The 21,266-nt window shown below is 71.1% G+C and carries 20 protein-coding genes; all 20 read left to right on the top strand.

The window, feature by feature from the left end; all coding sequences use genetic code 11:
• Positions 1-29 precede the first annotated feature (29 nt).
• Genes VNE60_12715 through VNE60_12620 form a run of 20 tightly spaced genes read left to right on the top strand, consistent with a single transcriptional unit; the run spans position 30 to position 21,266 of the window.
• Positions 30-1,937 (top strand): DUF2723 domain-containing protein, encoded by a 1,908-nt coding sequence (locus tag VNE60_12715; protein HVB32384.1) that lies wholly within the window; start codon positions 30-32, stop codon positions 1,935-1,937.
• An 11-nt stretch (positions 1,938-1,948) separates the two neighbouring features.
• Complete coding sequence (locus VNE60_12710; protein HVB32383.1) at positions 1,949-2,632, top strand: YggS family pyridoxal phosphate-dependent enzyme; 684 nt, start codon at positions 1,949-1,951, stop codon at positions 2,630-2,632.
• Entirely contained in the window at positions 2,629-3,132 is a 504-nt protein-coding gene (locus VNE60_12705; protein ID HVB32382.1) for a DivIVA domain-containing protein, read from the top strand. Before VNE60_12710 ends, VNE60_12705 begins: the two co-directional genes overlap by 4 nt.
• 23 nt (positions 3,133-3,155) lie before the next feature.
• Entirely contained in the window at positions 3,156-4,004 is an 849-nt protein-coding gene (locus VNE60_12700) for a purine-nucleoside phosphorylase (protein HVB32381.1), read from the top strand.
• Positions 4,001-7,258, top strand: a complete 3,258-nt coding sequence (gene ileS, locus VNE60_12695) for an isoleucine--tRNA ligase (GenBank protein HVB32380.1) — start codon at positions 4,001-4,003, stop codon at positions 7,256-7,258. Before VNE60_12700 ends, ileS begins: the two co-directional genes overlap by 4 nt.
• Position 7,259: 1 nt before the next feature.
• Entirely contained in the window at positions 7,260-7,673 is a 414-nt protein-coding gene (locus tag VNE60_12690) for a TraR/DksA family transcriptional regulator (protein ID HVB32379.1), read from the top strand.
• Entirely contained in the window at positions 7,660-8,202 is a 543-nt protein-coding gene (gene lspA / locus VNE60_12685; protein HVB32378.1) for a signal peptidase II, read from the top strand. The genes VNE60_12690 and lspA (VNE60_12685) overlap by 14 nt, the downstream gene beginning before the upstream one ends.
• On the top strand, positions 8,199-8,714 hold the full coding sequence (gene lspA, locus VNE60_12680; GenBank protein ID HVB32377.1) for a signal peptidase II: 516 nt from the start codon (positions 8,199-8,201) through the stop codon (positions 8,712-8,714). Before lspA (VNE60_12685) ends, lspA (VNE60_12680) begins: the two co-directional genes overlap by 4 nt.
• Positions 8,707-9,696 carry an RluA family pseudouridine synthase gene (locus VNE60_12675; protein ID HVB32376.1) on the top strand — a complete coding sequence of 330 codons (990 nt, stop codon included), beginning with the start codon at positions 8,707-8,709 and terminating at the stop codon, positions 9,694-9,696. The genes lspA (VNE60_12680) and VNE60_12675 overlap by 8 nt, the downstream gene beginning before the upstream one ends.
• Positions 9,689-10,108, top strand: a complete 420-nt coding sequence (locus VNE60_12670; GenBank protein ID HVB32375.1) for a chemotaxis protein CheW — start codon at positions 9,689-9,691, stop codon at positions 10,106-10,108. Before VNE60_12675 ends, VNE60_12670 begins: the two co-directional genes overlap by 8 nt.
• Before the next feature lie 52 nt (positions 10,109-10,160).
• Positions 10,161-10,523, top strand: a complete 363-nt coding sequence (locus tag VNE60_12665) for a response regulator (protein ID HVB32374.1) — start codon at positions 10,161-10,163, stop codon at positions 10,521-10,523.
• 8 nt (positions 10,524-10,531) lie between these two features.
• Positions 10,532-12,526, top strand: a complete 1,995-nt coding sequence (locus tag VNE60_12660; GenBank protein ID HVB32373.1) for a chemotaxis protein CheA — start codon at positions 10,532-10,534, stop codon at positions 12,524-12,526.
• 10 nt (positions 12,527-12,536) lie between these two features.
• Complete coding sequence (locus VNE60_12655; GenBank protein ID HVB32372.1) at positions 12,537-13,157, top strand: chemotaxis protein CheC; 621 nt, start codon at positions 12,537-12,539, stop codon at positions 13,155-13,157.
• A gap of 1 nt (position 13,158) precedes the next feature.
• Entirely contained in the window at positions 13,159-15,864 is a 2,706-nt protein-coding gene (locus VNE60_12650) for a tetratricopeptide repeat protein (protein ID HVB32371.1), read from the top strand.
• 2 nt (positions 15,865-15,866) lie between these two features.
• Positions 15,867-17,015, top strand: coding sequence for a DUF4388 domain-containing protein (locus tag VNE60_12645; protein HVB32370.1), 1,149 nt, complete (start codon positions 15,867-15,869; stop codon positions 17,013-17,015).
• A complete protein-coding gene (locus tag VNE60_12640) occupies positions 17,008-17,859 on the top strand; it encodes a tetratricopeptide repeat protein (protein ID HVB32369.1) in 852 nt (283 codons plus the stop codon). The genes VNE60_12645 and VNE60_12640 overlap by 8 nt, the downstream gene beginning before the upstream one ends.
• On the top strand, positions 17,856-18,203 hold the full coding sequence (locus VNE60_12635) for a roadblock/LC7 domain-containing protein (GenBank protein HVB32368.1): 348 nt from the start codon (positions 17,856-17,858) through the stop codon (positions 18,201-18,203). Before VNE60_12640 ends, VNE60_12635 begins: the two co-directional genes overlap by 4 nt.
• Positions 18,200-18,673, top strand: coding sequence for a hypothetical protein (locus VNE60_12630; GenBank protein HVB32367.1), 474 nt, complete (start codon positions 18,200-18,202; stop codon positions 18,671-18,673). The genes VNE60_12635 and VNE60_12630 overlap by 4 nt, the downstream gene beginning before the upstream one ends.
• A 19-nt stretch (positions 18,674-18,692) precedes the next feature.
• Positions 18,693-19,298, top strand: a complete 606-nt coding sequence (locus VNE60_12625; GenBank protein ID HVB32366.1) for a GTPase domain-containing protein — start codon at positions 18,693-18,695, stop codon at positions 19,296-19,298.
• A gap of 21 nt (positions 19,299-19,319) precedes the next feature.
• Positions 19,320-21,266, top strand: a complete 1,947-nt coding sequence (locus VNE60_12620) for a DnaA/Hda family protein (protein HVB32365.1) — start codon at positions 19,320-19,322, stop codon at positions 21,264-21,266.

Below are 21,266 nucleotides of genomic sequence, written 5' to 3'. Positions count from 1 at the left end.
GCCGCGCGGCCGCGTTCAGCGCGGGCGTGATGCTCGTGGTGTACGCCGCCACGCTGGCCCCAGGCGTCACGTTCTGGGACGCCGGCGAATTCATCGCCGCCGCGCACTCGCTGGGTATTCCGCACCCGCCCGGCACCCCGTTGTTCGTGCTCCTGCTCAACGTCTGGGCGCGGCTGTTCGGCACGGTGCTGCCGTACGCGGTGGCCACGAATCTGTTCTCGGCGGCATGCGCCGCGGCGGCGGCGGGCACGGCGGCCTGGCTGCTGGCGTCGCGCCGCGGGATGGGCATGGCGGCCGTGGCGGGCGCGGTGTGCGCGGCCGCGATGTCCACGGTGTGGATGAACGCCACCGAGACCGAGGTATACTCGGCGTCCCTCCTGCTGGCCATGCTGACGCTGGCCGCCGCCGAGCGCTCGTCGCGCGACGATGGGTATCGGTGGCTGGCGCTCACCGCGTATCTCGTGGCGCTGTCGGTGCCGCTGCATCTGAGCGCGCTGGTGGCCACGCCGGCGGCGATCGTGCTCGCGGCGCAACGCGCCGAAGGGATCGACATCGAGCGCGCGGCGATGCTGGGCGGCGTGTGGTTGCTCACGATCGGGGCCGGCCGCGTGAGCCTGCCGCTGGCGGCCATCGGCGTGGTCGCCGTCATCGCGGCGGCGGTGGCGCTCGGGGTGCGACGTGGGGCGCGCCGGGCGGGGGGCGCGGCGGCGGCGCTGCTCGGCGTGAGCGTGGTGGCGCTGTCCGCCGTGCTGTTCCTGTTGATCCGCGCGCGCTTCGATCCGTTCATCAATCAGGGCGATCCGTCCACGTGGGCGGCGCTGTCCGACGCGGTGGCCCGCCGCCAGTACGACGTGGCGCCTCTGTGGCCGCGACAGGCGCCGGCGTGGATCCAACTGGCGAACGTGGGACAGTACGCCGATTGGCAGGTGGCGCTGGGGCTCGGCGCCACCGTGCTGCCGAGCGTGGGCCGGAGCATCGCGACGGTGACGTTCCTTGCGCTGGGCGTGTACGGCGCGGCGCGGCATCGCGAGAACGATCGGCGCACCTGGCGCGCGCTGCTCGTGCTGCTGGCGTGCGGATCGCTGGGCGTGGCGGCCTACCTGAACCTCAAGGCCGGGCCGTCGATCGGGGCCGGCGTGTTGCCCGACTCGGCGCCGCACGAGGCACGCGAACGCGACTACTTCTTCGCGCTCGCCTTCTGGACGTGGGGATTGTGGGCCGGGTACGGCGCGGTGGCGCTGGCTCGGCGGCTGCGCGGGCGCGAGTGGATGGGGTTGGCGTTCGCGGGGCTGCCGATCGCGCTCAACTGGAGCGCGGTGTCGCGGCGCCACCAGCCCGAAGCGACGCTGCCCACGCGGTGGGCCGCGTCGCTGCTCGAGGCGACGCCGCGAAACGGCGTCCTGTTCGCGGCCGGCGACAACGACACGTATCCGGTGTGGTACGCGCAGGAGGTGCTGGGCGTGCGTCGCGACGTGCGCGTCGTGACGCTGCCGTTGATCCCCGCTGGGTGGTACCGCGCCGAGCTGGTGCGCCGGGGCGGGCTGATTCCGGCGGCGATGGTGGACGCGTGGGATGACGACCCCGCGCTGGTGGGAGCGGAGGTGGCGCGGCGGGCGCTGGCGGGCGGCCGCCCCGTGGCGGCGTCGGTGTATGTGGACCGTCCGGACCGCGAGGCCATCGGGCGAGCGTGGACGGACAACGGCATCACGTTCGTGCTCGATTCGAACGCCGGGGCCACGTCGCCGTTGGCGGGATTGGATACGGCCATGGCCGCCAAGCTGGTGACACGACTCGGTCCGATGGGCGCCGCCGTGCGGCCGTCTATCGACGGGGTGGACGATCTGTTCCAGTCGCTGCTGGGGTGTCCGTCGTATGTGCTGGAACGGGCCAGGGGGAAGGTGGCCGCGGCTCTTGATTCAACGTGTAACCTCCGGTAAGTTATTGTGTTATGCCATTTTCGGACCTTCCGGAACGGGTGGCCGAAGTGCGCGAGCGGATCGCGGCTGCGGTGCGGCGGGGAGGACACGGTCAGGCGGTGACGCTGATCGCGGTCACCAAGACGCACGGACCGGACGCGGTGGCGGCGGCGGTGGCGGCCGGCGTGCCGGACGTAGGGGAAAACCGCGTGCAGGAAGCGCTGCCCAAGATGGATGCGGTGTCGGTGGCGGCGCGCTGGCACCTGATCGGTCATCTGCAGCGGAACAAGGTGAAGGCGCTGCCGCGATTCGTGCTCACGCATTCGCTGGACCGGGCCTCGCTGGCCGACGCGGTGGATGCCTATGGGCGGTCGTCGGGGCTGGTGTTCGACGTGCTGGTGCAGGTGAACGTGGTGGGTGAGGCGTCGAAGGGCGGGTACCTGCCGGAGGCGTTGCCGACGGAGGCCGAGCGTTTGCGGGGGATGGCGGGACTGCGCGTGCGAGGTGTGATGACGATGGCGCCGCTGGACGCCGACGAGGCGCTGCTGCGCCGGGTGTTCGCGGGGGCACGTGGGGCGCGCGAGGTGCTGCGCGCGGCGGGGCACGACGCCACGGGCCTGTCGATGGGCATGTCGAACGATTTCGAGATCGCGGTGGAGGAGGGCGCCACCTGCGTTCGTCTAGGGACGATCCTCTTCGGAGCGAGGGCCGCATGATCGATGAAACGTTTCATCTCACGCCACTCGACGTACGGCGGTACGACTTCGGGAAGGCGCTGCGCGGGTACGATCCCGAGCGCGTGGATCAGTTCCGGGAGCAGGTCGCGGAGGAGTTGGAGCGGTTGATGCGCGTGAATCAGGAGCTCGAGGCCAAGGCCAAGGGCTTCCACGAGCAGCTGCGCGCGTTCCGCGAACGCGACAAGGCGCTGAACGACGCGCTGGTCTCGGCGCAGCAGCTGCGCTCCGAGATCGGCGAGCAGGCCGAGCGCGAGGGGCAGCTGATCATTCGCGAGGCGCGGGCGGAGGGCGAACGGCTGCTCGATCAGGCGCGGGCCGACGCGCGGGGCCTGGAGCAGGAGCTGCTGGCTCTGGAACGGGCCCGCCGCACGTTCGTGACGCAGTTCCGGGTGCTCATCGAGCGGCAGTTGGCGGAGCTGACGGCGGCCGACAGCATGGCGACGTCCGACGCGCCGGCCGGCGCCGGAGAGGACGTCTGACGAACGCCGCGATGATGACCACGATGACGACGCACGCAGCACCGGACACCGCAGCGACGATGGAGGCGCCGATCGACGCGGCGGCCGAGGTCGTGCGGGCGCGGTTTCCGCGCCGTCCGGATGCGGCGATCATCCTCGGGACCGGGCTGGGGCGCCTGGCCGAGGAGATGGCCATCGAGGCGGCGATTCCATACGGCGAGATTCCGGGGTTTCCGGTGGCGACGGTGGAGGCGCACGCCGGGCGTCTGCTGTGCGGCACGCTGGCGGGCAAGACGGTGCTGATGATGCAGGGGCGATTCCACCGGTACGAGGGCTACACACTGCGGCAGGTGACGTTTCCGGTGCGCGTGCTGCACGCGCTCGGGGCGCCGGTGCTGGTGGTGTCGAACGCGTGCGGGGGGATGAACCCGGCGTGGAAGGCGGGGGACGTGATGCTGATCGTCGACCACATCAATCTTCTGGGCGACAATCCGCTGATCGGCGCCAACGACGATCGGCGGGGGCCGCGGTTTCCGGACATGTCGGCGCCCTACGATGCGGGGCTCGCGGCTCTGGCGCGCGAGGCGGCGCGCGCCGAGGGGGTGGTGTTGCGCGAAGGCGTGTACGTGGCGGTGGCGGGGCCGAACCTGGAGACGCGCGCCGAGTACCGCATGTTGCGCGGGATGGGCGCCGACGTGGTGGGGATGTCCACGGTGCCGGAAGTGATCGTGGCCGTGCACGAGGGGATGCGGGTGCTGGGCTTCTCGATCATCACCGACGAGTGCGTTCCCGAAACGCTCACGCCCACGAGCCTGGCCGAGGTGATCGCGGTGGCGGGGCGGGCCGAGCCGACGCTGGGCCGTCTGGTGCACGGCGTGCTGGAGCGGATGTGACGGCGGCTCCCGACGCGACGCGGTTCGCGATGCTGCCCGCCGAGCGATCGGCGGACGACCTGGAGCGCGACGTGCTGGCGCGCTGGGAGGCGGAGGGGCTGTTCGCGCGGACGCTCGTGGAGAGCGAGGGCCGGCCGTCATACGTATTCTTTGAAGGTCCGCCCACGGCCAACGGCAAGCCGGGCATCCACCACGTGTTCTCGCGGACGATCAAGGACCTGTTCTGCCGCCATCGGGCGATGAAGGGGTTCCGCGTGCTGCGCAAGGCGGGGTGGGACACGCACGGGCTGCCGGTGGAGATCGAGGTGGAGAAGCGGCTGGGGATCAGCGGCAAGCAGCAGATCGAAGCGCTGGGGGTGGCCGAGTTCAACCAGTTGTGCCGCGACAGCGTGTTCACCTATCGCGGCGATTGGGAGAAGCTGAGCGCGCGGATCGGCTACTGGTTGGACTACGAGCACCCGTACGTGACGTACAGCAACGAGTACGTGGAGAGCGTGTGGTGGGCGCTCAAGACGCTGCACGGCCAGGGCTACCTGTACCGCGGGCACAAGATCCTGCCGTACTGTCCGCGCTGCGGCACGGCGCTGTCGAGCCATGAGGTGGCGCAGGGTTACGAGGATGTGGAAGATCCGAGCGTGTACGTGGCGCTCGATCTCGTGGACGCGGAGGGCGCGCCGGACGGGCGCGGGCGTCGCATCCTGGTCTGGACAACGACGCCGTGGACGCTGGTGTCGAACACGGCGCTCGCCGTGCACCCGACGCTGGGCTACGTGGAGCTGGCGCGCAAGGACGGGAAGGACGCGCGCACCGTCATCCTCGCCGAATCGCGCGTGAAGCCGGTGCTGGGCGAGGACTTCGCGACGCGGTGGGATCTGGTGCGCCTGTTGTCCGGCGCGGAGCTGGTGGGCATGCGCTACCGCCGCCCGCTCGACTGGCTGCCATATCCGCCGGGCGCGCACGAGATCATCGTGGGCGAGGAGTTCGTCTCGGCCGACGACGGCACGGGGGTGGTGCACCTGGCGCCGGCGTTCGGGGCCGACGACTACGCGGCCGGGAAGCGGCACCAGTTGGCGTTCCTGCAACCGGTGAACGCGCAGGGCCAATTCCCGGCCGACCTGCCGGTGGCGGGGGGCGCGTTCGTGAAGGACGCCGATCCGCTGCTGATCGAGGAGTTGAAGCGGCGCGGCGTGCTCTGGAAGGCGGGAAAGATCACGCACGCGTATCCGCACTGCTGGCGCTGCGGCACGCCGCTCCTGTACTACGCGCGCACGTCGTGGTTCGTGAAGACCACGGCGTATCGCGATCAGATGCTGGCGCGGAACGCGCGGGTGGATTGGCATCCGCCCGAAGTGGGCGAGGGGCGGTTCGGCGAGTGGCTCAAGAACAACATCGACTGGGCGATCTCGCGCGACCGGTACTGGGGCACGCCGTTGCCGGTGTGGGTGTGCGACGCGAACCACGCCCATCTCGACGTGATCGGCAGCTTTGCCGATCTCGCGGAGCGCCGCGGGGCGCCGTTGCCGGCGGACTTCGATCCGCACAAGCCGGGCGTGGACCGCTACGAATGGGCGTGCCGGCACGCCGGGTGCGGGGGCACGATGCGCCGCACGCCGGAGGTGATCGACACCTGGTTCGATTCGGGCGCGATGTCGTTCGCGCAGTGGGGCTATCCGCACGTGGCGGGGAGCCGGGAGCGGCTGGAGCGGCAGTATCCGGCGGACTTCATCGCCGAGGGCGTGGACCAGACGCGCGGGTGGTTCTACTCGCTGCTGGCGATCGCCACCGGGCTGGGCGACGCCCTGCCGCGCAACGAGGGCACGGGCACGCGCGAGCCGGGCGCGGGGGCGGCGCCGTACGGGCACGTGGTGGTGAACGATCTCATCCTCGACGCCGACGGCCAGAAGATGTCCAAGAGCCGCGGCAACGTGGTGGATCCGTGGAGCGTGATCGCCGCCTACGGCGCGGACGCCGTGCGGCTGTTCCTCGTCGCGTCGGCCGACGTGTCGGTGCCGCGCAAGTTCGACGAGCGGGCGATCCGCGAGCAGGCCGTGCGGTTCCTGCTCACGCTCAAGAACGTGTACAGCGGGATGTTCGCGCAGTACGCCAACTACGGGTGGGCGCCCTCGGACCGCGATCCGGCGCCCGCCGACCGTCCGGCGATGGACCGATGGATGCTGTCGCGGCTGGCCGGCGTGGAGTCGGAGGTGGACGGGGCGCTCGAGCGATACGACGCGACGGCGGCGGCGCGGGCGCTCATCCGGTTCGTGGACGACGACATGGCCAACTGGTACGTGCGGCTGAGCCGGTCGCGCTTCTACGAGGTGGACGGCGAGGACAACCGCGCGGCGTTCGCGACCCTGCACGAGGTGCTGGTCACGACCTGCCGGCTGCTGGCGCCGCTGGCGCCGTTCCTGAGCGACTGGATGCACCGCGCGCTCACCGGGGGGTCGGTGCACCTGGCGCCGTTCGTGCGCGAGCGGCCGGCGGACCGCGACCCGGCGTTGGAGCGGGCGATGGCGGGGGTGCGGATGCTGGCCAAGCTGGGGCGCGCGGCGCGGGAGGCGGCGGGGGTGAAGGTGCGGCAACCGCTGTCGCGTCTGGTGTGCGTGGCGCCCGACGCCGACGAGGCCGAGTTGGCGCCGCTGGTGCCGCTGCTGGCCACGGAGTTGAACGTGAAGCGCGTGGAGTTCGCGCGGACCGGCGACGCGCTGGTCACGCTGGAAGCGAAACCAAACTTCCGCACGCTTGGTAAGAAGTTCGGCAAGCAGACGCCGCTGGCGGCGCAGGCGATCGGGGCGTTCACGCCGGAGGAGTTACGGGCGTTCGTGCACGGCGCGCCGCTGGCGGTGACGGCGGGCGGCGAGTCGCACCAGCTGGACGCCGACGACGTCACGATCGTGCGGCGGGCGTCGGGGGAGCTGGTGGTGGAGGAGGAGGCGGGATTCTTCGCGGCGCTGGATCCGGTGGTGACGCCGGAGTTGCGGCGCGAAGGGCTGGCCCGCGAGCTGGTGAGCCGGGTGCAACGTGGGCGCAAGGAGACGGGGCTTGCGGTGAGCGACCGAATCGTGCTGTATGTCGGCGGCGACGCCGACGTACGGGCGGCCGTGGAGACGCACGGGGCGTGGATCGCGGGCGAGGTGCTGGCCACGCGCGTGGTATGGCGCGAGGACGGCGAGGCAGGGGACCAGGCGACGATGCCGACCGTGGAAGTTGACGGAATCGCGGCACGGATCGCCATAACCAAGGCGGAGTAGCATGGCCACCAAGAGCGTGAACAAGGCGAAGGGGATGTCGAAGAAGCAGGTGCAGCACTTCGAAAAGCGACTCCTCGAAGAGCGCAAACGCGTCCTGAAGGAACTGGGCCAGTACGACGAAGCGTTCGGCGCCACGCCGCAGTCCGCGGACGGGGGGCTCAGCAGCTACTCCTTCCACATGGCCGACCAGGGCACCGACGCCATGGAGCGCGAGAAGGCGTTCCTGTTCGCCAGCCAGGAGGGGCGCTTCCTGTGGCACATCGACGAGGCGCTGCGCCGCCTGTATCGGGCGCCCGAGAGCTACGGGCTGTGCCAGTCGTGCGGCAACCTGATCGGCTTCGACCGCCTCGATGCGCTCCCGCACGCGCGGTACTGCATCGAATGCAAGCAGCGTGAGGAAGATGCCAAGAAGTAAGGCGATCCTGTTCTGGCCGGTGCTGGGCGCGGTCACCGCCACCGACGCGGTGACCAAGTCGTTGGCCGAACGCCTGTTTCCGCTGCCGAGCCTGCCGCACGAGGTCCTCGGCAACACCGTGCAGTTCACGCTGGTCTACAATCCCGGGGCGGCGTTCGGCCTCAACGTGGGTGGGTATTCGCGCTGGATCTTCATGGCGCTCACCGTCGTCGCGTTGGTCATCCTGGCGCGGTTGTACGCGGCCACCCGCGACGGGGATCTGCCCCGCACATTGGCCCTCGCGCTGGTGTGCGGCGGGGCGCTGGGCAATCTCATCGACCGTCTGCGCGGCGGACTCGGCGTGGTGGATTTCATCGACATCGGGCTCCGCAATGCGCGGTGGCCCACGTTCAACGTGGCCGACATGGCGGTGAGCGTGGGAGCGATCCTGCTGGCGTGGGTACTGTGGTCCGAAGATCGCGAGGCGTCGCTGGCCGCCGTGGCGTCGTCGACCGCGGTGGGGCACGGGTCCGCCGGCCAGGCGCCGTGACCGCGCGCATGCCCGACGCCCCGTCCTCCAATCGCCGGTGGTTCTGGATCGCCGCGGTGAGCATCGTGGTGCTCGACACCATCACCAAGATGCTCGCCGTGCGGTACCTCACGCCGCACGTGGCCCAGGACGTGATCGGCTCGTACGGGCGGTTCACCCTCGCCTACAATCGGGGGGCGGCGTTCAGCATGTCGCTGGGGCGCTATTCGCGCGTGATCTTCGGGAGCTTCGCGGCGATCGCCCTCGTGGTGCTCTGGCAGATGTACCGGTCCAGCGGGCCGAAGGAACGGCTCAAGGTGTTGGGCTTGGGGCTGGCATGGGGGGGCGCGGCGGGCAACCTCCTGGACCGGCTGCGCTCCGGGCGCGGCGTGGTGGATTTCATCGATCTCGGCGTGGGGACGGTGCGGTTCTGGACGTTCAACGTGGCCGACTCGGGCGTGACGATCGGGGCCTGCCTGCTGGCCGTGGCGCTGTGGATCGAGGAGCGTCAGCGCGCGCGGGCCGGTGAGTGACCGGGCGGCGCGCGTCGAGCGGTTCTCCGCGCCGGCGTCGGCGCCGCGGCTCGATCTGCTGGTGGCCGGCCGGCTGAACCTGTCGCGCACGCAGGCCGCCACGCTCATCGCGCAGGGGCACGTGCTGGTGCGGGGCCGCCACGAGAAGGCGAGCTTCCGCGCCGACCCGGACATGGTGGTCGAGGTGACGATCCCGGCGCCGAGCCCCCGCGACGTGCTGGGGGAGGCGATCCCGCTCGTCGTCGCGTACGAGGACGACGAGGTGCTGGTGATCGACAAGGCGGCCGGCATGGTGGTGCATCCGGCGCCCGGCAACTGGACGGGCACGCTCGTGAACGCGCTCAAGGGGCGGGGCGGGGCCCTGTCGGGGGAGGGGGACGACGAGCGCGCCGGGATCGTCCATCGTCTCGACAAGGAGACCTCGGGGCTGCTGCTGGTGGCGAAGACCGATCGCGCGCACCGCGTGCTGGGCGCGGCGCTGGCGCGCCGCGAGATCGTGCGGCGGTACGCGGCTCTGGCGTGGGGCCACCTGAGCGCCGACGTGATCACGGTGGACCGTCCGGTGGCCCGCGATCCGAACGACCGCAAACGGATGGCGATCGTGGCCACGGGGCGCGCCGCCAAGACCGTCTTCCACCGGCTGGCCCGGTTCGACGCCGCCGATCTGCTGCGAGCGCACCTGCACACGGGGCGGACCCATCAGATCCGCGTCCACCTGGCGTCGATCGGGCATCCGGTGGTGGGGGACGATACGTACGGCGGCGGCGGGGGGCGGAGTCTGGTCTCGCTGCCTCCCAAGCGGCATTTTCTACATGCGGCATGGCTGGCATTCCGGCATCCGGCGACGGGTGCCAGGATCGAATTGCGATCGCCCCTGCCCGATGATCTGCGCCGAGCGCTGGCCGCCGTGGCCGGCCGCGACGCCGTCGTCGGCGACACCGATCCTCTGGAGTACTTTGGTTTCTACCGAGTCGATGCGTGAGCCCACGGACACGCGGACGCTGCTGTTCCGCGTGGGGCAGGCGGTCTACGGATGCGACATCGCCGCGGTGCGGGAGATCATTCCCGTGCGCGCCGCCACGCGGCTGCCCGGCACCAAGCCCTACGTCAACGGGCTGATCAATCTGCGCGGGGCGATCCTGACCGTGGTGGATCTGGGCGTGCGGCTGGAGGGCGACCGGACGCTCACCCAGGAGGGCTCGATCATCATCGTCGAGGTGGGCGGCCGGCATCTGGGGCTGGCCGTGGGCGACGTGATGGACGTCGCGCTACTGCGGGTGGAGCGGGCGGCCGGAGAACGGGCCGACGAGGTGGTGCGCGGACTGGGACATCTGGGGGAGACAGTCGTCATAGTACTTGATATCCCGGTGTTGGTTGGACAGGTGTTGGTGTGAGTGGCGCTGGGTAGGACGGTGGAGCGTCGAACATCCTCGTAGGGGGAGTAGCGTGAGCCATACCGTGCTGATCTGTGATGACGCGATTTTCATGCGGACGATGGTGGGGGACATCCTGCAGTCGGCCGGGTTCGAGATCGTGGGCGAGGCGGAGACGGGCCTGCAGGCCGTGGAGAAGTACAAGCAGCTGCGGCCGGATCTGGTGACGATGGACATCGTGATGCCCGACATGGGCGGCATCGACGCGGTGCGGGAGATCGCGAAGTTCGATCCGCAGGCGAAGATCCTCATGTGCAGCGCGATGGGGCAGCAGGCGCTGGTGGTGGAAGCGATCCAGGCCGGCGCCAAGGACTTCGTGGTCAAACCTTTCCAGCCAAGCCGCGTGCTCGAAGCCGTCCAGCGCGTGCTGGGATAATCAGGCCGTTGGATACCACCCAATACGCCGAGCTATTCCTCACCGAGAGCCGCGAACACGTTTCGGCGCTCAACCACGGGCTGCTGGAGCTGGAACGCGGCGGCGGCGGTGATGAACCGGTGAGCGCGATCTTCCGCGCCGTGCACACGGTGAAGGGGATGAGCGCCACGATGGGCTATGGCGTGGTCGCCGAGCTGTCGCACGAGATGGAGACGCTGCTCGACCGCGTGCGCCGCGGCGCGATGCAGATCACGCCCGAGGTGATGGACGTGCTGTTCCGCGCCGCCGACGTGCTGGAGCAGGCGGTGGAGGCGTCGGTGGCGGGACACGTCGAGGACATCCACGCCGAGACGGTGCTCACGCGGCTGCGGGCGATGGGCCGGGCCACCCCGCGCAGCTCCACCGCGATGGCGGCGCTGCCGCTGACCGAGGAGTTGTGGACCGTGCTGGCGCCGGCGGGCGACGGCCAGCTGGTGCGCGTGCGGCTGGCCAAGGACACGCCGCTGCGCGGCGTGCGGGCGTTCCTGATCGTCCAGACGCTGAAGCGGCTGGGCGACGTGACGGCGGTGGCCCCCACGCTCGCCGAACTGCAGGGCGACGAGTTCGACCTCGACTTCGCGGTGCGCGTTCGCACGGAGACGCCGGCGGAGGAGATCGCGCGTCTGGTGCGGGGCGCCGGGGACGTGGCCCTGGTCGTGGTGGGCGAGGAGGGGCGCGCGGCCGGCGAGCGCGCGCCGGCCGCGCTCCAGCCCGCGGCGGGGGCGCGGCCGTCGGGCCTGCTCCTGGCGGCCGACGTGGCGCGCCTGGAGGCGCAGGAGGCGCCGGGGGCGCCGACGCGGGGCGATGCGGCGACGGCGGCCCATCCGCAGCGCCACGTGCGCATCGATCTGCGCCGGCTGGACGCGCTCATGAATCTGATCGGCGAGTTGGTGATCGCGCGCGGCCGGCTGCAGCAGATCGGGGCGAGGCTCGCTGATCCGTCGCTCGACGAAACGCTGTCGCAGGCGTCGCGGCTCATCGCTGATCTGCGCGACGAGATCGTGACCAGCCGCATGGTGCCGGTGTGGCAGGTATTCGACCGGTTCCCGCGCCTCGTGCGCGACGGCGCGCGGGCGCTCAACAAGCAGATCGACTTCGTGATCGAGGGCAAGGACATCGAGTTGGACCGGTCGATGCTCGATGAGATCGGCGATCCGATCGTCCACCTGCTGCGCAACGCGGTGGACCACGGCTTCGAGAGCGCCGAGGAGCGGCTGCGGGCGGGCAAGCCGCCGGCCGGCCGGCTCACGCTGTCCACGGTGCGGGACCGTTCGGCGGTGATGATCCGGGTGAGCGACGACGGGCGGGGGATCGATCGAGCGCGCGTGCTCGCCAAGGCCAAGTCGGCCGGCCTGGTGGACGCGGCCAAGGCCGATCTCGCCGATGACGAGCTGGTGCGCCTCGTGTCGCGGCCGGGATTCTCGACGGCCGAACGGGTGACCGATCTGTCGGGTCGCGGCGTGGGGGTGGACGCGGTGTTCACGCGCGTGCGCGCGTTGGGCGGGTCGGTGGACATCCGGACGCAGGCGGGCCTGGGCACGACGGTGACGCTGCGGCTGCCGCTCACGCTGGCCATCCTGCGGGCGTTGCTCACGCGGGTGGGCGGCGAGATGTACGCGGTGCCGATGACGCACGTGTGCGAGACGGTGGAGCTGAGGCCGGACGGGTTGCGCACGCTGCGGGGCCGCGAGGTCCTGACGCTGCGGGACGACGTGCTGCCGCTGATGCGGCTGCGGGACCTCGTGGGGTTGCCGCGGCGCGCGGACGCGGCGCGGGAGCACGTGATCGTGCTCGAACTGGCGGACCGGCGGGCGGGGCTGGTGGTGGACAGCCTGGCGGGGCAGGAGGAGATCGTGGTCAAGCAGTACGACGCCGTGCAGACGGACGTCGCGGCGTTCAGCGGCGCGACGATTCTCGGGGACGGGGCCCCGGCGCTGATCCTCGACGTAGGCAGTCTCTCCTAACGGAGCATTCATGGACGAGCTTCAAAACCTCGGGGTGCTGCAACTCGATGCCCTGCGCGAAGTGGCCAACATCGGCGCCGGCCACGCCGCGACGGCGCTGTCGCAGATGATCGGCGGGACGATCATGATCAGCGTGCCGCGGATCAACATCCAGCGTCTCGAGGACGTGGCCCCGCTGGTGGCCGACCCCGACGAGCCGGTGGCGGCGGTGCTGCTCCACATCCTGGGCGACCTGTCGGGGCGCACGCTGCTCGTGTTCCCGAAGTCGGCGGCGATCACGCTGGCCGAGATGATGCTGCGGCGCCCGGTCGGCACGTCGGGGGAATTGGGCGAACTCGAACAGTCGGCGATCAAGGAAGCGGGCAATATCCTGAGCAGCGCGTACATGAACGCGCTGAGCGAATTCATGGGCATGCTGCTGCTGCCCTCGCCGCCAGCGCTGGCGATCGACATGTCGGCGGCCGTGCTGAGCACCGCCTACCTCCAGTTCGGCACCGACCGCGACTACGTGTTCTGCGTGGAGAGCGAGTTCATGCTGAAGGACGTCGATCAGCGGCTGCGCGGGTTCTTCCTGCTGCTTCCCGATCCGGCATCGCTCCAGGCGATTCTGCGAGCCATTCGCGTGACGTGACATGGCGGCGACCACCCTGGGTTCGGAGCGCGACCGCGAGGTCCTGAGGTCGTTCGCCCGACGGATCGATCCGTCGGACGCCGGCGCGCACAACAATCTGGGGGTGCTCTACTTCAACAAAGGCCTGTACGAGGAAGCGGTGCAGGCGTTCATGCGCGCGTTGGAACTGGATCCGCGCATGCAGGTGGCGCAGCGGAACCTCGAGATCGCGTACTTCAACACCGGGTATTACGACGAGCGGGTGCCGGAGCTCAAGGACCGGGTGCGGACCACTCCGGCCGACCGTGAAGCGCGCTGGGAGTTGGCGCGCACGTATGCCCTGCTCGGCGAGCACGGGCAGGCGGTGGAGGAGTTCACGGCCCTGCTGCGCTACCAGCCCAACGACGTGGGGGCGATGGTCCAGCTCGGCCTCTCCGAGCGCACCCTGGGGCATACGGAGCCGGCGCAGCGCTGGCTGGAGCGGGCGCGGACGCTCGACCCCAACAGTTCGCTGGTCCACTTCTACCTCGGAGAGATCGCGTACAACCGCGGGCTCAACGACGAGGCGATGGCGTCGCTCAACCGCGCCATCGAGCTCAACCCGGAGAACCACGACGCGCTGTACCTGATGGGATTCGTGCTCGGCGACATGGGGCGCCACGAGGATGCGCGGGCGGTGACCAAGCGCGCCATCAAGCTGAACCCCACGCTGTCGCGCGCCCAGGCCAACCTGTCGATCGACCAGAACAAGCCGGAGCGCTACGAGGCGCTGGTGGGGGCGCGGGGCGAGCGGCGGTCGCGCCGCATGGAGGTGTCGCAGGAGGGGCAGCTCGCGCACTACAACCTGGGCCTCGCCTTCCGTCAGAAGGGCTACTACGCCGAATCGCTGCGCGAGTACCGGCTGGCGCTGGACCGCGGCGAGGACGAGGATCTGGTGCGCCAGGCGATGGCCGAGGTGCACCTGGTCACGCGGGACCTCGGCGCGGCGCGGGAGTTGTACGACCAGTTGATCGCGCGCAACGCGACCAGTCCCAAGCTCTGGAACGAACGCGGGGTGACGCTCCACCAGGACGGGCGGTACGCGGAGGCGGAGGAGAGTTACCGACGCGCGATCGCGGTGGAACCCGGGTACGCGTTGGCGCACAACAACCTCGGCGTGGCATTGGCGCACGCCGGCCACGGCGACGCGGCGCTGGGCGAGTTCCGCGCCGCGCTCGAGGCGCAGCCCGGGCTCGCCAAGGCGCGGCTCAACCTGGCGCTGCTGCTCTCCAAGGCCAAGCGGATGCCGATGGCGCTCGAGGCGTACCGGCAGGTGCTGGTCACGGAGCCCGAGCAGCCGGTGGCCTGGAACGGCGCCGGGCTGGTGCTGGCCGAGATGCGCAAGTTCGAGGACGCGCGCAACGCGTTCGCGCGGGCCATCCAGGCGCGGCCCGAATACGCCGAGGCCCACTACAACCTGAGCTTCACGCTCTCCAATCTCGGCGACTTCGAAGGGGCGCTGCGCGAGACCAAGCTGGCGCTGGAGCTGGAGCCGTACTACGTGGCCCAGAAGTTCGATCTCGCGATCGACCTGCAGTACGAGGATCCCGACCTCTCCATCCAGCCGGACCTGGGCGCGGAGAAGCGCGCCGACGCGGGGATCGCGGAATTCAGCTTCGATCCGGCGCTGCTCGACACGGTGTTCACGCAACTGGCCCCGGCCCCGGCGCCCGCCCCGTCGGTGCCGGTGGGAACCGATCCGTACGGCATGGCGGTGGACTTCCTGTCCAAGGGTTTCTTCGATCGCGCGCAGGTCGAAGCGCGGCGCGCCCTGGCCCACGGCGCCGACCGGACCGCGGGCAACGTGCTGCTGGGCGAGACGTTCGCGCGGCAGGGGCTGCACGGCGAGGCGCTGGACCGCTATCGCGAAGCGCGGCGCGCGGCGCCCGACGATCTGGCCGCGATGCGCGGCGAGGCGTGGTCGCTGGTGAAGCTGGGCCAGGCGGTGGAGGCGCGGCCGCTGGCCGAGGAGTTGGTCCTGCGCGCTTCGGAGGATATCGAAACGCTAATGCTCGCCGCCGCGGTGCGGGCGGCGTCGGGCGACCCGGCGGCGGCGCTGGCCACGCTCGATACGGCGCGGCGCGTGGCCCCGATGCGGGCCGACGTGCACCAGCAGATGGGGGCCATCGCCAGGCGGCTGGGCGACCTGGAGGGCGCGATCCTGGCCTATCGCCACGCCCTCTCCCTCGATCCGGCCTTCGCCGGCGTGCGCTACGAGTTGGCGCGCCTGCTGATCGAGAAGCGACAGTACCGGGACGCGGAGGACGAGCTGCTGGCCGCCCTCGACGCCGTCCCCACGTACGCCGAGGCGACGCTCGAGCTGGCCACGCTGCGCCGCATGATCGGCCACGCCGACACGGCGCTCCCGCTGCTCATCGACCTGCTGCAGCGCGACCCGTACCACTTCGACGCGCTGATCGCGCTCGGCGAGACGCTGCTCGTGCTCGGTCGCAAGCAGGACGCGGTCACGGCGTTCACGCGCGTCCTGCGGTTCGACCCCAACCACGTGGGCGCGCTGTATCATGAGGGAGTGCTGTTGGCCGAGCGGCGGCGATACCGCGAGGCCGTGGACCGCTGGCAGCGCGTGCTCACGCTGGAGCCGGGCGGGGACTTCGCGCGGCGGGCCCGGCGCGAGATCCGTTCCGCCACCGACCTCCAGCGCATCTTCGCCGACCGGCAGGCGACCTGACCATGGCGATCGAAGGCCCACTCCGCGAACTCGGCATCCACGACGTCTTCCAGCTGCTCGACCTGAGCCGGAAGACGGGCACGCTGCGCGTGACCTCGGAATTGCGCGACGACGAGGGCGTGGTGCACTTCGCCAACGGGCGCGTGATCCACGCCAGCATCCGCAGCCTGCCCACGTCGCTCGAGCAGATCCTGATCGCGGCCGGCAAGCTCGCCGAGTCCGACGTGGTCGCGGCCCGCGCCCGGTGCGGGCCCGATGCCTCGCCGGCGCAGTTGGCCGACGCGCTCGTGGCGGCCGGCGCGGTGTCGCAACGCGAACTGGAGCGGCAGGTTCGCCAGCAGATCGAGACGGTGGTGTTCGACCTGATGTCGTGGCGCGAGGGATTCTTCTCGTTCGCCGAGGTGTCGGCGGGGGAGTTGCCCGCCGACACGCGGATCAGCGTGTCCACCGAATCGCTGCTCATGGAGGGGGCGCGACGCATCGACGAGTGGTCGCGGATCGCCGACAAGGTGCCCAACCTGGCCGTGGTGCCGAGGTTCGCGCCCGTGGCCGACCACCATGAGGCGCAACTCGACCTCCTGCCGCACGAGTGGGAAGTGTTGACGATGATCGACGGGGAGCGCGATCTGCGGGGCATTGCCGGCGCGCTCGGGCGCAGCGACTTCGAGGTGGCCAAGATCGCCTATGGCCTGGTGACCACGGGGGTGGTGGATCTGGCGGTGCCCAAGCGCGCGAGTGTGGGCGGCGTGGCCATCGCCGAGCCCGACATGGAGCACGACGGATTGGCCCGCGCGCGCGAGGCGCTGGCGGGCGGCGATTGGGCCCTGGCCCTCGAGACCGCGCGCGCCGCGACCGAGCGGCACGGCACCGAGGCCCGGCTCGTCGCCGCCCGCGCCCTGGCGCGGCTCGATCGCCATGCCGAGGCGCTCGAGGAGCTCCGCCGCGCCGTGCACGCCGATCCGCTCACGGCGCGCGTGCACCTGGACCTGGGGTTCGCGGCCGTGCGCATGGGGGAGTTCGCCACGGCGCGCGCCAGTTGGGAGCACTACCTGCGGCTCTCGGCGTCGGGCGGCGATGCAGCCCGCGCCCGCGCCGGCCTCGACACGCTCACCCGGCTGATGCATCTGGTGGAGGCGCACGCCGATGGCTGACGACGTCCGCCGCTGGAGCGACGAGATGGCGCGGGATCCGTCCAGCCTGGCGTTCCTGCCGCTGGGCGAGACGCTGCGCCGCCAGGGTCAGCTCGACCTGGCGCAGCGCGTGGCGCTGCGCGGGCTGGAGCGGCATCCGCACCACGCCGACGCCCACGACCTTCTGGCCCGGATCTACGTGGACCGCGGCGATCTCGAGCGCGCGTACGACGAATGGGACATGACGCTGCGCATCGCGCCCGACCACGTCGGGTCGCTCAAGGGGATGGGGTTCATTCGCTTCCAGCAGGGCCGGTTCGAGGAGGCCGAGGAACTGCTGCGCCGTGCGGCGGTGGGCGAGACGCCCGATGCCGGCATCAGCGCGGCCCTCGACACGGTGCGGCGCAGCTCGGCCAGCCTGAGCGTGGCCCAGGTCGAGGCGCTGCAGGCCGAGGGGCGGTACGATCCCAACGATCCCCGCGCCCTGTTCGCGCCCGTGCTCGAGGGCGCGGACCAGACGGCGCTCCTGCTCGACGGCTCGGGCATGGTGCTCGGCGGGCTGTACATGACGAGCGACGGGCGCGACGTTGCCCAGGAGGTGGGGGCGCAGTTGAGCGGCGTGTCGGACGAGGCCGATCGCGCCACGCGTCATCTGGGCATCGGCACATGGAAATCCATTGTCTTCGAGACCGATTCGGCGGTGGTGGCCATGGCACCGGCGGCGGGCGACGGCCTGCTGGTGCTGGCCGCGTCGCGCGCCACGCCGCTGGGGTTGCTGCGCCTGCTGCTCGACCGGTGCACGGCGCGCGCCCGCGGCTGGCTCGCGGCGCACGGGTGGAGCGGCGGACCGGAGGGGGGCGCATGACGTCACCCTTCCAGGCCATGCTCGAAGGTCTGCTGCGGCTGCGGGGCGTGACCGCCGCGCTGCTGGTGGACGAACACGAGGGGATGATCGTGGATTCCGTGCTGCAGTTCGGGCAGGACGGCGACCGGGTGGCGGCGCTCGCGGCCTCGCTCCATCGCAAGGCGCGGCTCTCGTCCGCGGCGGCGGGGCTGGGCGCCGTGTCGTTCATGCAGCTCGAGGCCGAGGCGGGGCGGATCTGCGCGGCGGGGCGGGACGACATGGTGCTCGTGGTGGTGGCGGCGTCGGCGGCCAACGTGGGGCTGGTGCGCGTGGAGATGCTGAAGGCCGTCCGGGGGCTGGGATGACCACGCGCGTCGTCGAATCCTGGATCGAAGGGCCGCTCCAGCAGTTCGTGGACGACGCCCGGGTGACGCTGGCCCTGCTCCTGCTGCCGAGCGGGCAGGTGCTGGCCGAGTACGGGTTTACGCGGTCACTGGACGTGGCGTCGGCCTGCGCGCTGGCGGCGGCGATCCACGCGTCGGGGGGCGAACTGGGCCGGATGCTGGACGGGCGGCCGTTCAGCGGCCTCCACCATGCGGGGCAGGACCGCCAACTGTTTCTGGCCGAAGCGCGAACGCCCCGTGGCGCCTACATTTTCTTGACGGTCTTCGACCGGGAAAGTTCGCTCGGACTGGTCCGACTGTATTTCGACGAATTGGTCGCCCACCTGGTCGCGGCGGCGCCGGCTGAGGAAGCGGAATCGCAGCCGGTGCTGGCGGAGCACTTCGAACGGGACCTCAACCGCAATCTCGCCACGCTGTTCGGCCGCGCCTGACCCCACTTCCCATCGCCCCGTGTCCCTCGTCAACTACGCCACGCGCGAGATCACCTGCAAGATCGTCTACTACGGGCCGGGCCGGTCCGGAAAGACGACCAACTTGCATCACATCTATGGGCAGGTGCCGAACGACCGCAAAGGGAAGATGGTCTCGCTGGCCACGCAGACCGATCGCACCCTGTTCTTCGACTTCCTGCCGCTGGATCTGGGCACGATCTCGGGGTTCACCACCAAGTTCCAGCTCTACACGGTGCCCGGGCAGGTGTACTACCAGTCCACGCGTAAGCTGGTGCTCCAGGGCGCCGACGGCGTGGTGTTCGTGGCCGACAGCCAGACGCGGCAGCTCGAGGAGAACATCGAGAGCTTCCAGGACCTGCACGCGAACCTGGCCGAGCAGGGCGTGGACGTGCGCGCGATTCCGCTGGTGATCCAGTACAACAAGCAGGATCTGCCGCGCGACCTGATCCTGTCCACCGCCGAGCTGGCCGAGGCGATCAACTTCCGCGGCGTGCCCGACTTCCCGGCCGACGCGCTGCACGGGCCGGGAGTGTTCGAGACCCTGCGCGGGATCTCCGAGCTCGTGCTCAAGCGGTTGAGCTCTCCCTCCAGCCCGGCGAGGTAGCGTGTGCCGCTGGATGCCCGGATGCGGTTCGAGACGTACGTGGTGGGCGCGGCCAACCGGATGGCCGTGTCCGCGGCGCGCGCCGTCTCCGATGCGCCGGGGCTGAGCTACAATCCGCTCGTCGTCTACGGCGGGAGCGGGGTGGGCAAGACGCATCTGCTGCACGCCATCGGCGCCCGCGTGCACGAGGCGCAGCCGTCGCTGAACGTCGAGTATCTCACGCTCGACGACTTCGTGGACCAACTGCACGCGGCGGTCGCGGCGCGCGAGACGGACCGGTTCAAGCAGCGGTGGGGACGCGCCGACGTGCTGCTGGTGGACGACGTGCAGTTCCTCACCGGGCAGCGCCAGACGCAGGCCGAGCTCCTGCGGCTGCTCGAAGCCCTGCAGGGCACGGGGCGGCAGATCGTGATGACCAGTGACCGGCCGCCGGCCGAGATCGCCGACGTGGACGAGCGGCTGATCTCGCGGCTCTCCGGCGGGCTGGTGGTGGACATCGGCGCGCCCGACTACGAGACGCGGGTGGCGATCCTGCACGCCAAGTGCGAGGAGCGCGGCGTGACGCTCGGGCCCGGCGTGATTGAGGAGATCGGGCGCGTGGAGGCGCGCAACGTGCGTGAGCTGCAGGGGCTGCTGCACCGCGTGGTGGCGTTCCAGGCGCTGGGGGGCGAACCGGTGCAGGCGGGCGACGTGCTGGCGTTGCTCGACGACGTGCCGGACGCGCACGCCGCCGCTGGCGACTCGGCGCCGTCGCCGGCCACCGCGACGCTCGACTTCCAGAGCTTCCTCACCGACATCGCGAGCGCGGTGGCCGAGCACGTGGAGGGCTGGAAGATGCGGGTGGCCGAGGCGACGTCGCAGTGGAACGCCGCGGGCTACCGCACCACGGCGCTCGAGCGGCTGATGGAGGAGGCTTCGGCGCCGGCGAACTACGAAGCCGTGCTGCGCGGGTTCGCGGCCACGGTGCGGCGCCTCAAGGAGCTGGAGGCGGAGGCGATCGTCGCCGACCCGGCGCTCGCCGGCCACGACGCGTTCCACGATCCCGAGCGGTTGCGGGAAGCCGAGGCGCTGGCGCACCGCGCGAACAGCGGATCGGGACAGCTGTCCGCTCCGTCGGTGGAGTTCTCGCGCACGGGTTTCGAAGTCGGGAAGTCCAATCTGCTGGCCGTCCGCGCCGCCGACGCCGTGGCGGCCGAACCGGGACGCCGCTACAACCCGTTGGTGATCGTGGGCCCGAGCGGCGTGGGCAAGACGCACCTGCTCAACGCGCTGGGTAACGAGCTGTCCAACGCCAGCGGGGGGGCGGCGGTGGTGGCGCTGGTGACGGGCCAGCAGTTCACCGACGAGCTCATCGCCGCGCTGCGCGACGGCACCGTGGAGCAGTGGCGCGCGCGCTGTCGCCGGGCCGACGCGCTGCTGATGGACGACATGCAGGTGGTGGCGGGCAAGGAGCGCACGCAGGACGAGCTGTTCCACCTGTTCAACGATCTCGCGAGCGCCGGCAAGCAGCTGGTATTCGCCAGCGAACGGGCGCCGCGGGAGCTGACCGGACTCGAGGAGCGGCTGCGGTCGCGGTTCGAGGGCGGATTGGTGGTGGAGATGGGGCCGCCCGATCCGGCGCTGCGGGAGCAGCTGTACCGGCGGTTCCTGGACGGCGTCCCGGCCGGCCAGATCGCGCCGCTGGCGAGCTATCTCGCGGGGCGGGGATCGACCAGCGTGTCCGAGATTCTCGATACCGTGCACCGGCTCACGGCCGCGGCCGATGCGGTGGGCGCGGCGCTGACCGTGGACATGGCCCGGCGGGAGTTGGACGGCCCGGAGCCGGCGCCGGCGCCGGCGCCCATGCCCACGCCGATGCGCGCGGCGCCGGCGGTGCGGTCGGCGGCCGACGTGTTCTTCCTGGACGACGAGAAGATCGTGTGGGAGTGGGGAGACGTGGCGTCGCGGGTGATCGAGGAGCTGCGCTGA

It is taken from the genome of Gemmatimonadaceae bacterium (assembly GCA_035533755.1).
Taxonomy (GTDB): Bacteria; Gemmatimonadota; Gemmatimonadetes; order Gemmatimonadales; family Gemmatimonadaceae; genus JAGWRI01.
This window is presented reverse-complemented; position numbering and strand designations above follow the sequence as displayed.